Here is an 18,131-nt window from a genome sequence, read left to right as displayed (position 1 = left end):
GTGAACCGCGCTCCCCACTTCCTGCTGATCGAATGCCCAGGCTCGGAGCGGATGCTGGCGTTCGGCCTGCGCTGGTTCGCGCTGATCGGCTCCAACGTCCCCCGGCTGGCGCGTTCACGCGGGCGTCGCTTGCGGGCAACGCATTACGTGGTGGGCGGGTCCCCCGCGATGGTGGCCGGTTATGGGCGCGCGCGTCCGGGCCTGCGCCGGCGCCGTCGCGCGCAGGGCGGGGACGCGGCGCCTTTGCAGTCGGCCGCGCAGTTGTTTGCCTTGCTGTACCCGCAGGGCGGCCATAGCCTGGTCCGCCTGCCGGATGGGCGGCATTGGCTGGTGGCCGCGCAGGGCGGCGCGGTCCTGTCGCAGACGGACCGGGTGTTCGGTTCGTTCGACGACGCGCAGCAGGAACGGCTCGCGTTGATCGCGCAACGTCCTTCCTTGCAGGAGCACCCCGCCGACCAGGTCTGGACCGCGTTGGCGCAGGCTGTGGAACCGGGCGCGGCGTTGACGGCCTTGCCCTCGCGCTGGGCCGAACTGCCCGTCGCGTTGCGTCTCTTTCTTGCCTGCCTCGGGTTGGCTGCCGTGGCGCCCTTGGTGTGGAACGCCACCGTCAAGCCGCTCTGGCGCAAAGAGGCCGTCCGGCCCGAGCCGGTTCAGGTCCGGGACCCGGTGGCCGATGCGTACCACGCCCTGCTGCGCGGTACGACCCTGCATCCAGCCGCGGGCCTCATGCGCCTGCTGGCCGGGGTGGCTGCGCTGCCCGTGCAGGTGCAGGGCTGGGCCTTGCGCCGCGCCCAGTGCGAAGCCGGACCCCTGCATTGGAACTGCACCGCCGTGTACGCCAGGGCCCATCCGCTCGCCACCAATGACGGTCTTTACGCCTTGCGCCCCGCCGGTTGGCAGGTGTCGTTCAAACCGCTCGAGGAAGCCACGCTGGCGTGGCAAGTGGCGTCGGCCCCGATCCGGCTGGCCGACATGACGCTGCCTACCGCTTTGCAGGTCGACACGCGGGTGGCCGGCGGGCTGCAAGGGCTGCGGCCGGCGTTCGCTTCCGTGACGTTGTCGCCGTCCACGCCGCTCGTGCCCCGGATGCCGGGCGTGCCGGCGGCGGGGCGCGCCTCTGCCGCACAAGCCGGCGCAGCGGCGCCGGAGATGCCCGCGATCCGGCGGCGCAGCCTCGTTCTGCACGGGCCTTTGCGCTCCATGGCGCTGATGCCTGGCCCCGTCTCCGCGGTCCGCTGGTCGCGCCTCGTGGTGGACGTGCAGCCGCAGGCGCGGCCGAGTCTGGCGGCCAGCGCGCTCGTCGCCGAATTGCAGGGAGATCTCTATGAAATGGACTAAACATCGCTTCGATCGCCGCCGCGTCGTCGGACGGACATTCTTCGGTCTCGTCATCGGGCTGACGTTGAACGCCGCGGCAGCCTCGCCGGCACCATCGCAGGCCGGGTCGGCCGCGGCAACGGACCTGCAGCCCTGGCCGGAAGCCGAAACCGTGCGCACGCTGTTGCGCGCGGATGCCGCCGCCGCGCTGGCGGCTTGTCGCGTGCCGGGCATCTGCGCCGCGGGCGACGGAGCCGACATGGCGTCCGAGCGGCCCGCGCCCGCGCGCTTGCGCGACGACATCCGGGTGGCCGCGATATTCGGCACGGCGCGCAGCCTAAACGTCGACATTGTCGTCAACGGGTCGCTGCTGCGTTACCGGGCGGGGCGCGCCGATCCCGTGGCGGGAAGCGCCACGTTGGAGCCGTATCGGCTGCTGGCCATCGATGGCGCCTGCGTGCGCCTGCATCGAGACGGCCGCGACCAGACCGCATGCCTGGAAGCGCGAGGCCCGCGGCCATGACGAATCAAACCCTGCTTCCCGCCGGGGCGGGCGAGCGCGTCCCCGAGCTGCACACGCCCGAAGACGTCGCGAGCCTGGACCCGGCATTCGTCCGCGCGCTGGGCCGCCAGTTCGACCTGGCCTCGCTTGCCGGCCGGCTGTGCCCGGTCCTGCTTGAAGGCGGCGAGGCCGCGATCTTCGCCGTGAAGGAATACACCGTGGGCGACCAGATCGACGAGGTCGAACGCATGGTCAGGGCGGCGGGATACCGCCTGGCGCAGCCGGCGCGCTACATGCTTCCCGCGCCGCTCCTGCTGATGATCGCGCGCGGCCAGTTCGTGCCGTCGGGACCGGGGCGCCTGGCCCGCGCCAATCAGGCCGAGCGCGCCTCGGCGCTGGCGGCCTTGTTTCTCGACATCGTCCGCTGGGGCGTCATGCAGGGCGCCAGCGATGTCCACATCAACGTCGACCAGCGGCGCGACACGGGAGAAATCCGCTACACCATTCACGGCGAATATGTCGGCACCGATCGGTTCGCCGGCCTGTCCAGCGCCACCTTGCTCGAAGTCCTGGCTGTGGCATGGATGGACGTGCGCGGCGGAAACGGCGCCGTGTTCGATCCGGCGGTCGAGCAACAGGGTCGTATATCGCTGGACGTCGACTCGGCGCCCATCGTGTTGCGCTGGGCCTCGCTGGCCGCTGATGCGGGACCCTCGGTGTGCCTGCGCATCCTGCGCCTGGACGCCACCGTCAATGGCGACCTGCAGGCGCTGGGCTACCTGCCGGGGCAAGCCGAAACCCTGTTGCGGGCGCGCGAGCGCGAGGGCGGGGCGATCGTGCTGGCGGGCGTGGTCGGCTCCGGCAAGTCCACCACCATCGCCGCATTGATGCGCGGCATCGCACCGACGCGCAAGGTCATCACGCTTGAAGACCCGGTGGAATACCACATCGGCAATGCGCTGCAGAACACGCTGTCGGGGGCGCTCGCGGATTCGGCCTGGCCCACGCTGGACGCCAAGCTCAAGACTATCAAGCGGTCCGCCATGAATGACCTGCTGATCGGCGAAATCCGCGACACCCAGACCGGCCGCGCCTTCATGGACCTCGCCAGTTCGGGCGTCAGCCTGTATGCGACGACGCACGCCGCTTCGGCCGCGATGATCCCCGAGCGGCTGGCTTCCGATGCGATCGGCGTCTCGCGCGAATTCCTCGCGTCGCCCGGCATCCTGAAGCTGCTCGTGTACCAGACCCTGCTGCCAAGGCTTTGCGAGGGCTGCGCCTTGCCGGTCGACAGCCTGTGGTCTCGCGGCGCCGCGCAGCAGGCGGGCGGATGGGACTGGCGCGGCTGGGTGCATGGCCTGCAAGCGGCTTTCGGCCTGGACGCCAATGCGCTCAAGGCCCGCAACGCGGCCGGCTGTTCCTATTGCCGGCGCCCTCACATGCCGGAACTCAACGGCACGTCGGGCCGCTGCGTCGCCGCCGAGATGATCGAACCCGAGCGGGCGCAGGGCTTTCTGGACCTGGTGCGACGGCGCGACAACCTGGGGCTGAAGCAGCAATTTCAGCCGGCAACGGGCACGGCCTGGCGCGACGCCGCCGCGCACGGCGTGCGGGCGCTCGATTGCGCCGTGTACCGGGTCAGTCTCGGCGAAATCGATCCGCGCACGCTGTTGCGCAGATTCGAACTGCCCGTCGCGCCACGCATCGGTGCCTCTTTGAGCCACGCGGACATACATGCGGCGACGCCCGGGGGAGGCCGCCATGCCTGACCTCGCGCCGCGCGCCTCCCCCTGGTTGCCGCGTTTCGGCGGCCAGCATCGGCTGCGCTGGGACGCGCTGCGTTTTCGCGCGCAGCGTGCCGACTACTACGACTACCTCGCCGACGTCGTCGAAGGCACGCAGGGGCGCAAGAGCCTGCGCGACATTTTCGAGGACGATGCGCGCCGCTACGGGCCTGACACGGTGCGCGGCCGTCTCTGCCAGCACTGGGCGGTCGCCTATCTCGACGCTGGCGGCGATCTGGGTGTGGCGTGGTCGGAAACGCTGCCGCACAACGAATGCCAGTTGCTGAGCTGCGTACAGGAAGAGGGCGGCGACCTGGCCGCGGCATTGCGGGATCTGGCCCGCGCCGTCAGGCTGGCGTCCGAGGCCTGGGGGGCATTGGTGTCGGCGGCCGCCACCGGCGTGGTTGCGACCATCGTGGCCTTCGCCTTGCTGTGCGCCATCCCGTTCTTCAGCGTTCCCCGGCTGCAGCAGGTTTTCCAGGTCGTGCCGGCCGAAGACTACGCGCCGCTGACCCGCGCGCTCTTCGCGCTGGCCAGCGGGCTGAAGCAATGGCTCGCGCTATGGGTCGTACTGATCTTCGGCGCCGTCTTGCTGGTCCTGTGGTCGCTGGCCAATCTCACGGGCGATTTCCGTGCCGTGCTCGACCGCTGGCTGCTCTGGCGGCTGTACCGCGATTTTCAGGCGATCCGCTTCCTGTCGTTGCTTGCGGTGCTCATCAGGCAGCACGGCGCGGCCGACACACGGTTGCGCCGCGCGCTGGCGGTGCAGGGGCGGGACGCGCCGCCGTGGCTGCACGCCCATCTGCAGGCCATGCTGAGCCGCATCGACGCGGGCGCCAGCGGCGCCGAAATATTCGGCACCGGGCTGCTGGATCCCGAAACCTGGTGGTACATGGCCGACATGATGGACGCATTGGGCGTGGAGCCCGGCCTGGCTCGCGTGCGCCTGCGTGTCGAGTCGCGGCTCCTGGCGCGGGTGCGGCGACAGGCGCTCGTGTTGCGCTGGTCATTGCTGATCTCGTCGCTTGCCACGGTGCTGGGCATCACGCTCTGGCATTACGCGGTGATAGACCAGCTACGCCAGGCATTGACGAATTTCTATGCCAGCCAGTAGGGCATCACGGGTTGGCGACAACGGCGCGGCTCGCGCTGCGCGCTTTATTCAAAGAGGGTAGTCATGAAAGAAATCGGGAAGTCTCGATTCGGCGCCGCGCGCCAGCAAGGGTTTTCGTTGATGGAAGTGTCCATCGTCACCGCGATCGTCCTGCTCATCGCCATTGTCGGCATCCCCGCCATCGGCGGTTACGTCATCGAGAACAAGGTGCCCAAAGTCGGCGAAGAACTGCAACGATTCATCGCCAGCATGAAGATCAATGCGCAGGGCGGCGGCGTGACGCCCTATGTCGGCCTCGATACCGGCGCCCTGGCCAACGCACTGCGCGATTCGACGGTGCTTGCCGTGCAGGGAACAGGCGCGGCGGCCAGCGTGGCGCACGGCCTGGGAGGCAGCGGAACCGGCGGCAGCGGCACCGTCGAGGTCGAGCCCGCGGCCGTCGATGGCGCGGGCATGGGCTCCGCGTTCACGCTCACCCTCACCAGCGTCAGCCATGCGGCATGCCCCGCGCTGGCTTCCGTGCTGCAGCGGGTGTCGGAAATCATCTCCATCACCGGGAGCAGCGGCGCCAAGGTCGTCAAGGACTCGATCGCCCAGCCCGCCACGCCTTATCGCGCCGCGCAGGCCCAGGCGCAGTGCAGCCAGGGCGACGTGAACACATTCGTGTTTACCGCAAGATGAGCGCGCCCCTGCGCAACTCAGGCGTCCCGGGGCGCCACAGGTGCCGGGCCGGCAGCCGCGCGCGCCAGCCAGGCTTTTCCCTGGTCGGGATGGTCGTGGCCCTGGCCATCACCACCGCAGTCGCCATTTGGGCCTCCAACGAAGTCGTCCACGGCATCGAGGCGTCCGCGGCGCGATCCACGGGCGTATGGATGACCCAGATTCGACTGGCGGTGGCCGGCGTGCTGTCGCGGCATGCCGACGCGCTGTCCAAGGGCGATGCGCCCACGGACGGCCAGGGCCGGCCGTGGTTCGGGGACGCCTTGCGGCCCACCCTGGCCGAACTGCGTGGTCAGGGTCACCTGCCTGCCGATTTCCCCGACCAGTCGGCCCTGGGTTTCGGCGCCGATATCCGGATCTGGCGCGGTCCGACCTGTCCGGGCGAGCCGTGTCGCCTGGACGGCGTCGTCTATGCCGATAAGCCCTTGCTGAAAAAGGGGGCGCAAGTTCCGGACCCTCTTGCCATGGCCGCCGTCATCGAGGCGGCGGGGGGCTACGGCGGGGCGGTGTGGCCGCAAGCGCCCGCGCAGCTCCGGGGCGCCGCGTACAGTTTTCCCAATCCCCCGGCCGCCGGGGCGCCCACCTACGCACCCGGCACCCTGGCCTTGTGGGCGGGGGCGGGCAGCGGACAGCCCGATCTGAGCGGTTACGTCAAGCTGCGCGACACCCGCGACCCGGACCTGCAAGGCAAGCTGTCCGTGGCGGGCGATCTCGATGCGGGCGGCCACGTCACCGTGGGCGCGCGGGAGGTCCCCGGACATGCCTGCGGCGCGCAACCGGGGGCGCTGGCCACGTCCGCCGTCGGCCAACTGCTCTCCTGCGAATCGGGCGCCTGGATGCAGGCGAGCGGGGGCTTCGGCGGCGCCTTCAGCATCAATTACCCCTTGGGCTGCTTTCATTACACGGGCGTCTCCACGGCCAATCCCCGCACGGGCCAATGCTCGTGCCCCGAAGGCTACGCAGGCGTCATTGTGTCGGCGGGCGGCAAATGGACGGAAACCGAAGGCTGGACCACCGGCTATGTCTGCGTCCGCTAAGCCCGCCCCAACCCGTTCCCGCGTATTCCCGCCAACCCTCTATAATTGGCGATTCGCCCTAAATTCTGCTTCATCCACGATGAAATCCTCCGAGATTCGCCAGCAGTTCCTGCAATTCTTCAAGTCCAAGGGACACACCATCGTCCCTTCGTCGTCGCTCGTCCCCGGCAACGACCCGACCCTGCTCTTCACCAATTCGGGCATGGTCCAGTTCAAGGACGTCTTCACGGGCAAGGAATCGCGGTCGTACACGCGTGCAACCTCGTCGCAGCGCAGCGTGCGCGCCGGGGGCAAGCACAATGACTTGGAGAACGTGGGCTATACCGCCCGCCACCATACGTTCTTCGAAATGCTGGGCAATTTCAGCTTTGGCGACTACTTCAAGCGCGACGCCATCCAGTACGCATGGGAGCTGCTGACGCAGGTCTACAAGCTGCCGGCGGAAAAGCTCTGGGTCACGGTCTACCAGGAAGACGACGAGGCCTATGACATCTGGGCCAAGGAAGTCGGCGTGCCGACCGAGCGCATCATCCGCATCGGTGACAACAAGGGCGCGCGCTACGCCTCCGACAACTTCTGGCAGATGGCGGACACCGGCCCCTGCGGTCCGTGCTCGGAAATCTTCTTTGACCACGGCCCCGAGATCTGGGGCGGCCCTCCGGGATCCCCCGAAGAAGACGGCGACCGCTACATCGAAATCTGGAACCTCGTGTTCATGCAGTTCGAACGCGATGCCGCGGGCAACATGCCGCGCCTGCCGCGTCCCTGTGTCGATACCGGCATGGGTCTGGAACGCATCGCCGCCGTGCTGCAGGGCGTGCATTCCAACTACGAAATCGACCTCTTCCAGCACCTCATTGCGGCCGCCGCGCGCGAAACCGGCATCAAGGATCTGGAAGACAACTCGCTCAAGGTCATCGCCGACCACATCCGCGCCTGCTCGTTCCTCATCGTCGACGGCGTGATCCCCAGCAACGAAGGCCGGGGCTACGTGCTGCGCCGCATCGTCCGCCGCGCCCTGCGCCACGGCTACAAGCTGGGCCAGACCAAGCCTTTCTTCCATCGCCTGGTGCCGGATCTCGTCGCCGAAATGGGCGAGGCCTATCCGGAGCTGGCCGCCGCGGCCGAGCGCGTGGCCCAGGTGCTCAAGCAGGAAGAAGAGCGCTTCGGCGAAACCCTCGAACACGGCATGCGCATCCTGGACTCCGCCCTGGCCAACGTGCCCAAGGGCGGCGTGCTGGACGGCACCACGCTGTTCACGCTTTACGACACCTATGGCTTCCCGGTCGACCTCACCGCCGACATCTGCCGCGAACGTGAAGTCGAGGTCGACATGGCTGGCTTCGAAGTCGCCATGGAGCGCCAGCGCGACCAGGCCCGAGCCGCCGGCAAGTTCAAGATGGCCGAAGGCCTCAGCTATGAAGGCGCCGAGACGCGCTTCGAAGGCTACGAAAAGCTCGAACTGGACAACGTCAAGGTCACGGCCCTGTACGTGGATGGCACGCAGGTCCAGCAAGTGCAGGCCGGCCAGAGCGCGGTCGTCGTGCTGGACGCCACCCCGTTCTACGCGGAGTCCGGCGGCCAGGTGGGCGACACCGGTCTCCTGCAAGCCGATGGCGTGCGTTTTGCCGTCGCCGACACCCTGAAAATCCAGGCTGGCGTGTCCGGCCACCATGGCGTGCTGGAATCCGGATCGCTGTCGGTCGGCGATACGCTGCTGGCGCGCGTGGACGCCGTGCGCCGCGCCCGCACGGTGCGCAACCACTCGGCCACGCACCTCATGCACAAGGCCCTGCGCCAGGTCCTGGGCGCGCACGTGCAACAGCGCGGCTCGCTCGTCGATCCCGACAAGACCCGTTTCGACTTTGCGCAGGACGCACCGCTGACGGCCGAGCAGATCGCTCGCGTCGAAGCCATCGTCAACGCCGAAGTCCTGGCCAACCAGCCCACCGTTGCCCAGGTCATGGGCTATGACGACGCGGTCAAGGGCGGCGCCATGGCGCTGTTCGGCGAAAAATACGGCGATACGGTCCGCGTCCTCGATATCGGCTTTTCGCGTGAACTCTGCGGCGGCACGCACGTCAGCCGCACCGGCGACATCGGCCTGTTCAAGATTGTCTCCGAAGGCGGCGTGGCGGCGGGCGTACGTCGCATCGAAGCCATCACCGGCGATAACGCGCTCGCCTGGGTGCAGAACCAGAACGCCTTGCTGACCCAGGTCGCCGGCATGCTGCGCAGCACGCCCGCCGATCTGCCCGCGCGCATCGCGCAGGTGCAGGACCAGGTCAAGACGCTCGAAAAGGAACTGGAGCAATCGCGCAACAAGCTCGCTGCCAGCGCCGGCAACGATCTGGCCTCCAGCGCCGCTGTCGACGTCAAGGGCATCAAGGTCCTGGCGGCCAGCATCGGCGACGTCGATCCCAAGGCGCTGCGCGGCATGGTCGACAACCTGAAAGACCGCCTGAAGCCCGCTGTCGTGCTGCTGGCCACCGGTTCTGCCGATGGCAAGATCAGTGTCGTGGGTGGCGTCACGGCCGACCTGACCGATCGCATCAAGGCCGGTGATCTGGTGGGCTTTGTCGCCGGCCAGGTGGGCGGCAAGGGCGGCGGCCGTCCCGACATGGCCATGGGCGGCGGCACGGATATCGCCGCGCTCCCCGCGGCCATCGCCGGGGTGCAGAAGTGGGTGGACGAGCGCCTCTGATGAGCGACGTCGATTCCAGTCTCGATGCCGGCGCCCAGGCGCCGGCCTTCGAGCAAGAGGTCGATGCCAGCGGCCTGACCTGTCCCTTGCCCATTCTGCGGGCCAAGAAGGCGCTTGCGCAGATGGAAAGCGGACAGGTGGTGCGCGTCATCACCACCGACCGTAATGCCATCCGCGATTTCCAGGCCTTTGCCCGCCAGACTGGCAACACGCTGGTCGCGCAGCAAGAGGCCGAGGGGCGCTGCGTGCATTTCCTGCGCCGACGCTAGCGCGCCGACCTCCCGCGCCCAAACGTCAAGGCCCGCTCATCGCGGGCCTTGTTTCATGCCGCGCCGTCTATCTGTGGATGGCCGCGGCGACCGCCTGGGTGACCGTGAAGTCCACCAGATCGCCTTCCTTCAACTGCTGAAGCTTCTCGCGCAGGGCCGGGTCCCGGACCTGGATGGTGCGCCTGCCGCCCTGGGGCCCCTTCAAGATGACCAGATTCGCGCTGCGATTGATATGCCAGATCTCGGCCGTGATTGTGGTCTGCCGGCCGATGGCGCCGCCCGGCATCGCGCCCTTGGCGGCGCGGGTGGCCGCAGTCTCGGTCACGACCTCCGGCGCGCCGGAGCCCGCCGGGCGCACGTCCACCGCCACGGACTCGTAATAGTCCAGCGTCAACGTGTCCCCCGGCTTGATTTGCTGGAAGTTGCGAATGTCTGGCCCGGCAACGATTTCCACGGTGTTGCCATCGGCGCCGCGCAGCGTGATCGTCCGGCTGGCCGGGTCCACCGCCGTGACCTGGCCCGACGCCGTGGTCAGTGCGGCGCCGATCACGCGCGCGGACGCGCCAGTAGGCAACGCAAGTGATCCCGCCAGTAGTCCAGCCACAGCCAGGCGCGCGACGGGAGCGAAGACTGATTTTTGGTTCTTCATGATGTGCACACTCCAGTGAGAGGTAGTTCGTGGGGGGGAAGTGGGGAAAAAAGCAGGGACGTAGCCGCATGGTCCGATAAGTCCGGACGCCGGGCAGGGAGGCGGGGAGGGCGAGAAAGCGGTCGCTGGACGGCGACCAGCAAAGACGTGGCGTAGAGTTTTGCGCGGGTCGACATGAATCCGATCGCTCCAATCAGATTGCTCTTCAGACGCAACAACTGCTCAAACGCATTAAAACGGGCTGTTTGCAGGCACAAGCAGCGCGGGGAGGCTACACTTCGGGCTGCGGCGGGCCTGGGCCCTTGTTTTGTAGAATACCCGGATGTGGTGTTTTAGGATATAAATCGCGCCGCATCGCAGAATTCAGCACTCCCATTTGCCAGCAGGCTTTAATCAGTGCTAGAATTTCCCGTTTTTCACAACTAATTCAAGGGATTACCTATGGTGGTGATTCGCCTGGCCCGCGGTGGGTCCAAGAAGCGTCCGTTCTACAACCTGGTGGCCACCGATTCGCGTAACCGTCGCGATGGCCGTTTTATCGAGCGCGTGGGTTTTTACAACCCCGTGGCTAGCGAAGGCACGGAAAACCTGCGCATTGCGCTGGATCGCGTGCAGTACTGGACCGGCACCGGCGCGCAACTGTCGCCCGCCGTCGAGCGTCTGGTCAAGGAATACTCGGCCAAGGTTTCCGCTGCGGCCTGATTGCCCGCGTCGCGTATTTTTGGCTGATACTCTTGGCTGATGCTGATACGCGAGCTGCTGGTTTTTCCACGCTGAAAGCTACACGCTTGAAAGCTACCATTCATAGCTGATTCATAGCTATCTAAGCCCGATAAAGAGCACGATACATGCCTGATGCCGCAACCTCCAACGCGGCGCCCACGGATTTGGTCGAGCTTGGCCGCATCACTGCAGCCTACGGTGTGAAAGGCTGGGTTAAAGTGCAGCCGCATTCGGCCAACGCCGAAGTGCTGCTCTCAGCGTCTCAATGGTGGTTGACTCGCCCTGTGCCTGAATTGGCGCGGGGCGCTGTCGCGTCTGCACCTGTCGCAATTAAGGTCCTGCAAGCCCGTTCGCAGGGCGCCACCGTGGTGGCGCAACTGCAGGGCATCACGGATCGCGACCAGGCCGAGGCGCTGCGCGGGCATACCGTGCAGGCGCCGCGCGGGTCATTCCCCGCGCCCGAGGAAGACGAATACTACTGGGTCGATCTCATCGGTTGCGCGCTGTATTCCAGCGCCAACGGCGAACCCGCGCTGATAGGCGTGGTAAGCGAGGTCCTCGACAACGGCGCGCATGCCGTGTTGAAGGTCCAGCTCCAGAAGGCTGGGGACCAAGGTCCCGAGACCCTGCTGGACGCCAAAGGCCGGCCCGCCGAAATGCTCGTTCCGTTCGTACGCGCGCACATCCACGCCGTCGATCTGGCTGCTCGCCGCATCGACAGCGATTGGCCCGCGGATTTCTGATGCGTATCGACGTCGTTACGCTGTTCCCCGAGATGTTCGGGGTGGTGCGCGACCTCGGTGTCACCGGCCGGGCCCATGCCCAGGGCCGGTGGCAGTTGCGCACCTGGAATCCGCGCGATTTCACCCACGACGTGCATCGCACCGTGGACGACCGCCCCTACGGCGGGGGTCCTGGCATGGTCATGATGGCCGGCCCCCTGGAGGCCGCCGTCAGTGCGGCTCAGCGATCCCGCGCCGAGCAAGGCCTGGGTCCCGCGCCGGTCGCGCTGCTGGCCCCCGTTGGCCGGCGCTATGACCAGGCGGGCGCCGAAGCCCTGGCCGCCAGCGATGGCCTCATCCTCATCTGCGGCCGCTACGAAGGCGTCGACCAGCGGTTCATCGATCGCTGCGTCACCCATGAAATCTCCCTGGGCGACTTCGTGCTGTCCGGCGGAGAGATCGCCGCGCTCGCGGTGATCGATGCCGCTGTGCGCCTCTTGCCCGGCGTGCTCAATGATGGCGACTCCGCTCTGCAGGATTCGTTCAACGACACCTTGTCCGGTCTGCTGGACAGCCCGCACTACACGCGCCCGGAAGTCTATGAGGGCGAGCCGGTGCCGGCGCCCTTGTTGAGCGGGCATCATGCCAATATCGCGCGTTGGCGCCGTGATCGCTCGCTGGCGTTGACCGCGGCGCGGCGGCCCGAGCTCATCGATGCGGCCCGAGCCAAGGGCTGGCTGAACAAGCTGGATGAGCGTTTCCTGGCCGAGCTGGCCGGGTCGCCGCTTCCTGCCGATACGACGCCTTCCCGCCGCCGCCGGCCGCGCAAGGCGTCAGGCGCCGACACCGCGCCTTCCACGGCCGGCGCTTCCAAGCCGACCGACGCCGCCTGACGTCTCCGCCGGCCGTTTCCCCCTGATGTTTCCGCAGGGGTCTCCGCCCCGCCTGTCCGCCATCGGCCGCACGTCGCCGTCACGCGCCTGCGCCTGCGCCCGCGCCCGCGATGCGCGGGACCCCGGTGTGCGCGGCAAGCAAAACAAAAGCCCCGGAACCTGTCCGGGGCTTCTGGGTTGCTGCGAGCGAAGCGGAGATCAGTCCCCCAGCTTGGCGCGCTGCTCCTGCACCTTCTGCAGGGTCTCGCCAAACTGCGCCATGCGCGCCTTCTCCTGTTCGACCACGGCCGCGGGGGCGCGTTCGACGAAGCTGGCGTTGGACAGCTTGCCCTGGGCCTTGGCGATCTCGCCGGTCAGGCGCGCGATTTCCTTGTCCAGGCGCACACGCTCGGCCGCCACGTCGACTTCAACGTGCAGCATCAGGCGGCTGGAACCCACGACCTGCACGGGGGCGCCGGCGTCGGGCAGGGCGTCCAGCACCTCAACCTGGCTCAGCTTGGCCAGCGCGGCCAGGTACGGCGCGTTGCGGGTCAGCATGGGTGCGTCGCCCTGGGCGCACAGCGGCACCTTCTGGGCGGGCGACAGGTTCATCTCGCCGCGCAGCGCACGGACGGCCTCGACCTGCGCCTTCAGTTCGGCCACCGCGGCCTCGGCGGCCGCGTCCACGGCTTGCGGATTGGCCTTCGGATAGGGCTGCACGCTGACGCTGTCGGCGACGCCTTCCTTGCGCTTGCCCGCCACGACGGACACCTTCTGCCACAGCTCTTCCGTGATGAACGGAATGATCGGATGGGCCAGGCGCAGCACGCATTCCAGCACGCGGATCAGCGTGCGGCGCGTGCCGAGTTGCTGGGCCGGCGTGCCGGTCTGGATCTGCACCTTGGCCAGTTCCAGGTACCAGTCGCAGTACTCGTCCCACACGTAGCGGTAGAGCGCGTTGGCGATGTTGTCGAAGCGGTAGTCGGCAAAACCGCGCGCCACGTCGGCTTCCAGGGTCTGCATCTGGCTGACGATCCAGCGGTCGACGAAGGACAGCTCGCCGGCGTCCGCCACCGTCAGGTCGTGGCCTTCGGTGTTCATCAGCACGAAGCGCGTGGCGTTCCACAGCTTGTTGCAGAAGTTGCGGTAGCCCTCGCAACGCTTGAGGTCGAAATTGATGTTGCGGCCCAGCGTGGCGTAGGCGGCCATCGTGAAGCGCAACGCGTCGGTGCCGTAGGCGGGGATGCCGTCCGGATACTGGCGGCGTGTCGCTTTTTCGATCGCGCCGGCCTGCTTGGGGTTCATCAGGCCGTAGGTGCGCTTGGCCACCAGGCCGTCCAGGTCGATGCCGTCGATCAGGTCCACCGGGTCCAGCGTGTTGCCCTTGGATTTGCTCATCTTCTGGCCGTCGGCGTCGCGGATCAAGCCGTGCACATAGACGTGCTTGAACGGAATCTGGCCGGTCATGTGCGTGGTCAGCATGACCATGCGCGCCACCCAGAAGAAGATGATGTCAAAGCCCGTGACCAGGACGCTGGAGGGCAGATAGCGCTGCAGGTCCGGCGTGTTTTCCGGCCAGCCCAGCGTGGTGAAGGGCACCAGGCCCGACGAGAACCAGGTGTCCAGCACGTCCGGATCGCGCGTGAGCGGGCCCGACACGCCGGCGGCGCGGGCCTGTTCGATGGCTTCGGCTTCGTCGTGGGCGACGAACACCTGGCCGTCTTCCGAATACCACGCCGGAATCTGGTGGCCCCACCAGAGCTGGCGCGAAATGCACCAATCCTGGATGTTGTTGAGCCACTGGTTGTAGATGGTGGTCCAGTTCTCGGGGTAGAACTGGATGCGGCCGTCGGCCACCACTTCCAGCGCGACCTCGGTGATGCTCTTGCCGGGATTCAGCGTGCCTTCCGGCGCGGGCTTGCTCATGGCCACGAACCACTGATCGGTCAGCATGGGCTCCAGCACGACGCCGGTGCGGTCGCCCTTGGGCTGCATCATTTTGTGCGGCTCGACCTTGACCAGATAGCCTTCGGCTTCCAGTTGCGCAACAACGGCCTTGCGCGCCTCGTAGCGTTCCATGCCCTGGAACTGCTTGGGGCCGTTCTCGTTGATGTGCGCGTCCAGCGTGAAGATCACGATCAGCGGCAGATCGTGGCGCATCGCGCAGGCGTAGTCGTTGAAATCATGCGCGCCGGTGATCTTCACGCAGCCCGTGCCGAAGGCCGGGTCGACGAAATCGTCGGCGATGATGGGAATGTTGCGGTCGCACAGCGGCAGTTCGACTTCCTTGCCGACCAGGTGCTTGTAACGGGGATCGTCGGGGTGGACGCACAGGGCGCCGTCGGCCAGCATGGTCTCGGGGCGGGTGGTGGCGATGGTCATGCCGCGCAGCGTGACCGTCTGGCCGTCCTTGTCGACGATGGTTTGCGGGCCATCGACGAAGGGGTAGAGGATGTGCCACATGTGGCCATCGGTCTCTTCGGACTGGACTTCCAGGTCGGAAACGGCCGTCAGCAGCTTGGGGTCCCAGTTGACCAGGCGCTTGCCGCGGTAGATCAGTCCTTGTTTATGCAGGCGGACAAAGGTTTCCACCACGCCGCGCGACATGCGCTCGTCCATGGTGAAGTACTCGCGCGGCCAGTCGGCCGACGCGCCCAGGCGGCGCACCTGCTCGGTGATGGCGCTGCCGGATTTTTCTTTCCATTCCCACACTTTCTCAACGAACTTTTCGCGGCCCAGGTCGTGGCGCGAAACCTTTTGCGCGTCGAGCTGTCTTTCAACGACGATCTGCGTGGCGATGCCGGCGTGGTCGGTGCCCGGGATGAACACGGTGTCGTCGCCGGACATGCGGTGGTAGCGGATCAGCCCGTCCATGATGGTCTGGTTGAACGCGTGGCCCATGTGCAGCGTGCCGGTCACGTTGGGTGGCGGGAACTGGATGACGTAGGGCTGACTTTCCGTCCCCGTTTCTACGTGCTGGCCGGCGGCGAAGTAGCCGCGCTTGTCCCACTCGGCATACCAGCGGGATTCCAGTTCGGAGGGTTCGAAGCTCTTGGAGAGTTCCGGGGTTTCGCCGGCGATGGGCGCGGCGTTCGGGGGAGCAGCTTGAGTCATTACTAAGTTCCGGCAGACAGGGGCGCCCGGATAGGACGCGGGCAGCAAACCGCTCATTTTAAGATGTAATGCGGTCTTCTCAGCGTGTTAGAATACCGGGTTACTGTAAACCTTTTAGAAGTCCCTGAATTCATTGAGGATTCCTTCGGAAATGCGCGCAGAATCGTCCAGATTCACCCGCATCCGGAATCCCGCAGGCAATCCGGGACGCCTCCGACAGGTCGGCAGTGTCGAATCCTGTCCTGGTAGGTGGAACAGAGCGGCCCGAGGCACCCATTCGTTTCGGATCGCCTGCGCGCCAAGGGCGCGACACGCTCGTAGACGGCACCGAACGGTGGCATCGAAGGGCGACATCGCCAAGCGCAGAGCCCCGCCAGGCAATTAACTAGAAACCCGTCAGAAATCAGTTTTCGGAGTCTTTTATGTCCATCCAACGCACCCTCTCGATCATCAAGCCCGACGCCGTCGCCAAGAACGTGATCGGCCAGATCGTCGGCCGTTTCGAGCAAGCCGGCCTGAAGGTCATCGCCGCCCGCCTGGCCCAACTGTCGCGCGCCGACGCCGAGCGTTTCTACGCCGTGCACAAGGAACGCCCCTTCTTCAAGGACCTGGTCGACTTCATGATCTCGGGCCCCGTGTTCGTGCAAGTCCTGGAAGGCGAAGACGCCATCCAGAAGAACCGCGACCTGATGGGCGCCACCGACCCCAAGAAGGCCGCCCCGGGCACCATCCGCGCCGACTTCGCCGACAGCATCGACGCCAACGCCGTCCACGGCTCGGATGCGCCGGAAACGGCTGCCGTCGAAGTGGCTTTCTTCTTCCCCGAAATCAACATCCACAGCCGTTGATTTTTGGCTTGAGTTGTTGAGATCGCTTCAGCTTCAGTCCAGGCCTCGGCGTCAGTCTTTGTCTTGGCTCTGGCTTTAGCTCTAGCTTCTGTTTTGGTTTTACCTGGTTATGGAATCCGTCGAACGAATCAATCTGCTGGGGCTGGACAGCTCCGCCCTGTCCGAACTGGTCGGACAGTGGGGCGGCAAGCCGTTTCGTGCCCGCCAGTTGCAGCGCTGGATGCACCAGCGCGGCGCCGATTCGTTCGACGCCATGACCGACCTGGCCCGCGAATTCCGCGGCCAACTGGCCACGCACTGCCGCATTGAGGCGTTGCCCGTCAACATCGAGCAGCGCTCGACCGACGGCACGCGCAAGTGGCTGTTCGACGTGGGGCAGGGCAATGCCATCGAAACCGTCTTCATTCCCGAAGACGACCGCGGCACGCTGTGCATTTCCAGCCAGGCCGGCTGCGTGGTGAACTGCCGCTTCTGCTCGACCGGGCACCAGGGCTTCAACCGCAACCTGAAGACCAGCGAGATCATCGGCCAGTTGTGGTGGGCCAAGCGCGTGCTCGAAGCCGACATCGGCACCGCGCGCCTGGAAGGCGCCCGCGCCACCGAAGACACCCGTGTCATCAGCAACGTCGTCATGATGGGCATGGGCGAACCCCTGCTCAACTACGACCAGGTCCTGCCGGCCCTGCGTCTCATGCTGGACGACAACGCCTATGGCCTGTCGCGCCGCCGCGTCACGGTGTCCACATCTGGCGTGGTCCCCATGATGGACCGCCTGTCGCAGGACTGTCCCGTGGCGCTGGCCGTATCGCTGCACGCGCCCAACGACGCGCTGCGCGACGAACTGGTGCCGCTGAACAAGAAGTACCCGCTGAAGGAGTTGCTGGCCGCTTGCGAACGCTACCTGGCGTTCGCCCCGCGCGACTTCATCACATTTGAATACTGCATGCTGGACGGCATCAACGACACCGACCAGCACGCCAAGGAACTGATCCACATTGCACGCCAGGTGCGCTGCAAGCTCAACCTGATCCCGTTCAACCCCTTCCCCGCGTCCGGCCTGAAGCGCTCGAGCTCGGCGCGGGTGAAAGTGTTTGCCCAGCGTCTCATGGACGCCGGCATCATCACGACGGTCCGCAAGACCCGGGGCGACGACATCGATGCGGCTTGCGGCCAACTGGCCGGAGAGGTGCGCGACCGCACTCGGATCACCGAGCGCAACGCCGCACAGCGCCAGACCATACCAATCAGACAGGTGCACGCATGACGCAGGATATCGCTTCTGCAGTTTCCGAACCGTCCGCCGGCGCCTCGGGCAGCGTGGGCGCCGCATTGCGCGGCTTGCGCCAGTCCAAGGGCTGGTCGCTCGACGAAGTGTCCAGCCGCATCAAGTTTTCCACCAAGCAGATCGAAGCCCTTGAAAACGAGCAGTGGGACAACCTGCCCACCGGCGTTTCCTTGCGCGGCCTGGTCCGCAACTACGCGCGCCTGCTGGGCGCCGATGCGCAGGCCATCGTCGATTCGCTCGATCCCAAGGCCCGCGCTACCGGCCCGGCCAAGCTGAGCCCGAGTTCTCTGCACTCGGCGCATTCTATTCCGCAATCCAGCGCCGACGACGACCGCTCGTCCACGACGTCCTGGGGATGGCTCATCGCCATCGTGCTGGTGCTGGCCGCTGGCGTGGCGTATGCCTTCTGGCAAGGCTGGTTGCCGCAGCACTGGCTGCCGGCCGACTGGCTGCCCAAACCGACCAAGTAAC

Annotated in this window: 16 protein-coding genes; 14 read left to right on the top strand and 2 right to left on the bottom strand. The window is 66.7% G+C overall.

Going from position 1 to position 18,131, the window contains the following annotated elements; translation table 11 throughout:
* The 8 genes from BMW75_RS24545 (at nt 1) to BMW75_RS24510 (ending at nt 9,447) form a co-directional block, all read left to right on the top strand.
* Entirely contained in the window at nt 1-1,338 is a 1,338-nt protein-coding gene (locus tag BMW75_RS24545) for a hypothetical protein (RefSeq protein WP_254792120.1), read from the top strand.
* Complete coding sequence (locus BMW75_RS24540; protein ID WP_092582246.1) at nt 1,325-1,840, top strand: hypothetical protein; 516 nt, start codon at nt 1,325-1,327, stop codon at nt 1,838-1,840. The genes BMW75_RS24545 and BMW75_RS24540 overlap by 14 nt, the downstream gene beginning before the upstream one ends.
* On the top strand, nt 1,837-3,588 hold the full coding sequence (locus BMW75_RS24535; protein WP_092582245.1) for an ATPase, T2SS/T4P/T4SS family: 1,752 nt from the start codon (nt 1,837-1,839) through the stop codon (nt 3,586-3,588). Before BMW75_RS24540 ends, BMW75_RS24535 begins: the two co-directional genes overlap by 4 nt.
* Complete coding sequence (locus BMW75_RS24530) at nt 3,581-4,717, top strand: type II secretion system F family protein (protein ID WP_254792119.1); 1,137 nt, start codon at nt 3,581-3,583, stop codon at nt 4,715-4,717. The genes BMW75_RS24535 and BMW75_RS24530 overlap by 8 nt, the downstream gene beginning before the upstream one ends.
* A 63-nt stretch (nt 4,718-4,780) precedes the next feature.
* Nucleotides 4,781-5,398, top strand: coding sequence for a type 4 pilus major pilin (locus tag BMW75_RS24525; RefSeq protein ID WP_092582244.1), 618 nt, complete (start codon nt 4,781-4,783; stop codon nt 5,396-5,398).
* A gap of 89 nt (nt 5,399-5,487) precedes the next feature.
* The gene (locus tag BMW75_RS24520; protein ID WP_254792124.1) at nt 5,488-6,474 is read left to right on the top strand and encodes a prepilin; all 987 of its coding nucleotides are present in this window, start codon (nt 5,488-5,490) and stop codon (nt 6,472-6,474) included.
* A gap of 79 nt (nt 6,475-6,553) precedes the next feature.
* A complete protein-coding gene (alaS, locus tag BMW75_RS24515) occupies nt 6,554-9,178 on the top strand; it encodes an alanine--tRNA ligase (RefSeq protein ID WP_092582243.1) in 2,625 nt (874 codons plus the stop codon).
* Entirely contained in the window at nt 9,178-9,447 is a 270-nt protein-coding gene (locus BMW75_RS24510) for a sulfurtransferase TusA family protein (protein WP_092582242.1), read from the top strand. Before alaS ends, BMW75_RS24510 begins: the two co-directional genes overlap by 1 nt.
* Nucleotides 9,448-9,514: 67 nt before the next feature.
* On the opposite strand, the gene BMW75_RS24505 is transcribed toward BMW75_RS24510, so the two are convergent.
* Entirely contained in the window at nt 9,515-10,096 is a 582-nt protein-coding gene (locus tag BMW75_RS24505; protein WP_092582241.1) for a hypothetical protein, read from the bottom strand.
* A 441-nt stretch (nt 10,097-10,537) separates the two neighbouring features.
* On the opposite strand from BMW75_RS24505, the gene rpsP reads away from it, so the two are divergent.
* The 3 genes from rpsP (at nt 10,538) to trmD (ending at nt 12,434) form a co-directional block, all read left to right on the top strand.
* Nucleotides 10,538-10,798 (top strand): 30S ribosomal protein S16, encoded by a 261-nt coding sequence (rpsP, locus tag BMW75_RS24500; protein ID WP_008165084.1) that lies wholly within the window; start codon nt 10,538-10,540, stop codon nt 10,796-10,798.
* 146 nt (nt 10,799-10,944) lie between these two features.
* The gene (gene rimM, locus BMW75_RS24495; RefSeq protein ID WP_092582240.1) at nt 10,945-11,562 is read left to right on the top strand and encodes a ribosome maturation factor RimM; all 618 of its coding nucleotides are present in this window, start codon (nt 10,945-10,947) and stop codon (nt 11,560-11,562) included.
* Nucleotides 11,562-12,434 carry a tRNA (guanosine(37)-N1)-methyltransferase TrmD gene (trmD, locus tag BMW75_RS24490; RefSeq protein WP_092582239.1) on the top strand — a complete coding sequence of 291 codons (873 nt, stop codon included), beginning with the start codon at nt 11,562-11,564 and terminating at the stop codon, nt 12,432-12,434. The genes rimM and trmD overlap by 1 nt, the downstream gene beginning before the upstream one ends.
* Before the next feature lie 198 nt (nt 12,435-12,632).
* On the opposite strand, the gene BMW75_RS24485 is transcribed toward trmD, so the two are convergent.
* Entirely contained in the window at nt 12,633-15,527 is a 2,895-nt protein-coding gene (locus BMW75_RS24485; protein WP_092582238.1) for a valine--tRNA ligase, read from the bottom strand.
* 422 nt (nt 15,528-15,949) lie between these two features.
* Here BMW75_RS24485 and ndk point away from each other — a divergent pair, with 422 nt between their 5' ends.
* From ndk to BMW75_RS24470, 3 genes are all read left to right on the top strand, one after another.
* Nucleotides 15,950-16,375, top strand: coding sequence for a nucleoside-diphosphate kinase (gene ndk, locus BMW75_RS24480; RefSeq protein WP_076519905.1), 426 nt, complete (start codon nt 15,950-15,952; stop codon nt 16,373-16,375).
* Nucleotides 16,376-16,484: 109 nt separating this feature from the next.
* Nucleotides 16,485-17,639: a dual-specificity RNA methyltransferase RlmN gene (rlmN, locus tag BMW75_RS24475; RefSeq protein WP_092582237.1), complete on the top strand. Its 1,155-nt coding sequence runs from the start codon at nt 16,485-16,487 to the stop codon at nt 17,637-17,639.
* Nucleotides 17,636-18,130 (top strand): helix-turn-helix domain-containing protein, encoded by a 495-nt coding sequence (locus BMW75_RS24470; protein WP_076519907.1) that lies wholly within the window; start codon nt 17,636-17,638, stop codon nt 18,128-18,130. Before rlmN ends, BMW75_RS24470 begins: the two co-directional genes overlap by 4 nt.
* The last annotated feature ends 1 nt before the right edge of the window (nt 18,131 follow it).

This window comes from Achromobacter sp. NFACC18-2, assembly GCF_900108985.1.
Lineage (GTDB): Bacteria > Pseudomonadota > Gammaproteobacteria > Burkholderiales > Burkholderiaceae_B > Achromobacter.
This window is presented reverse-complemented; position numbering and strand designations above follow the sequence as displayed.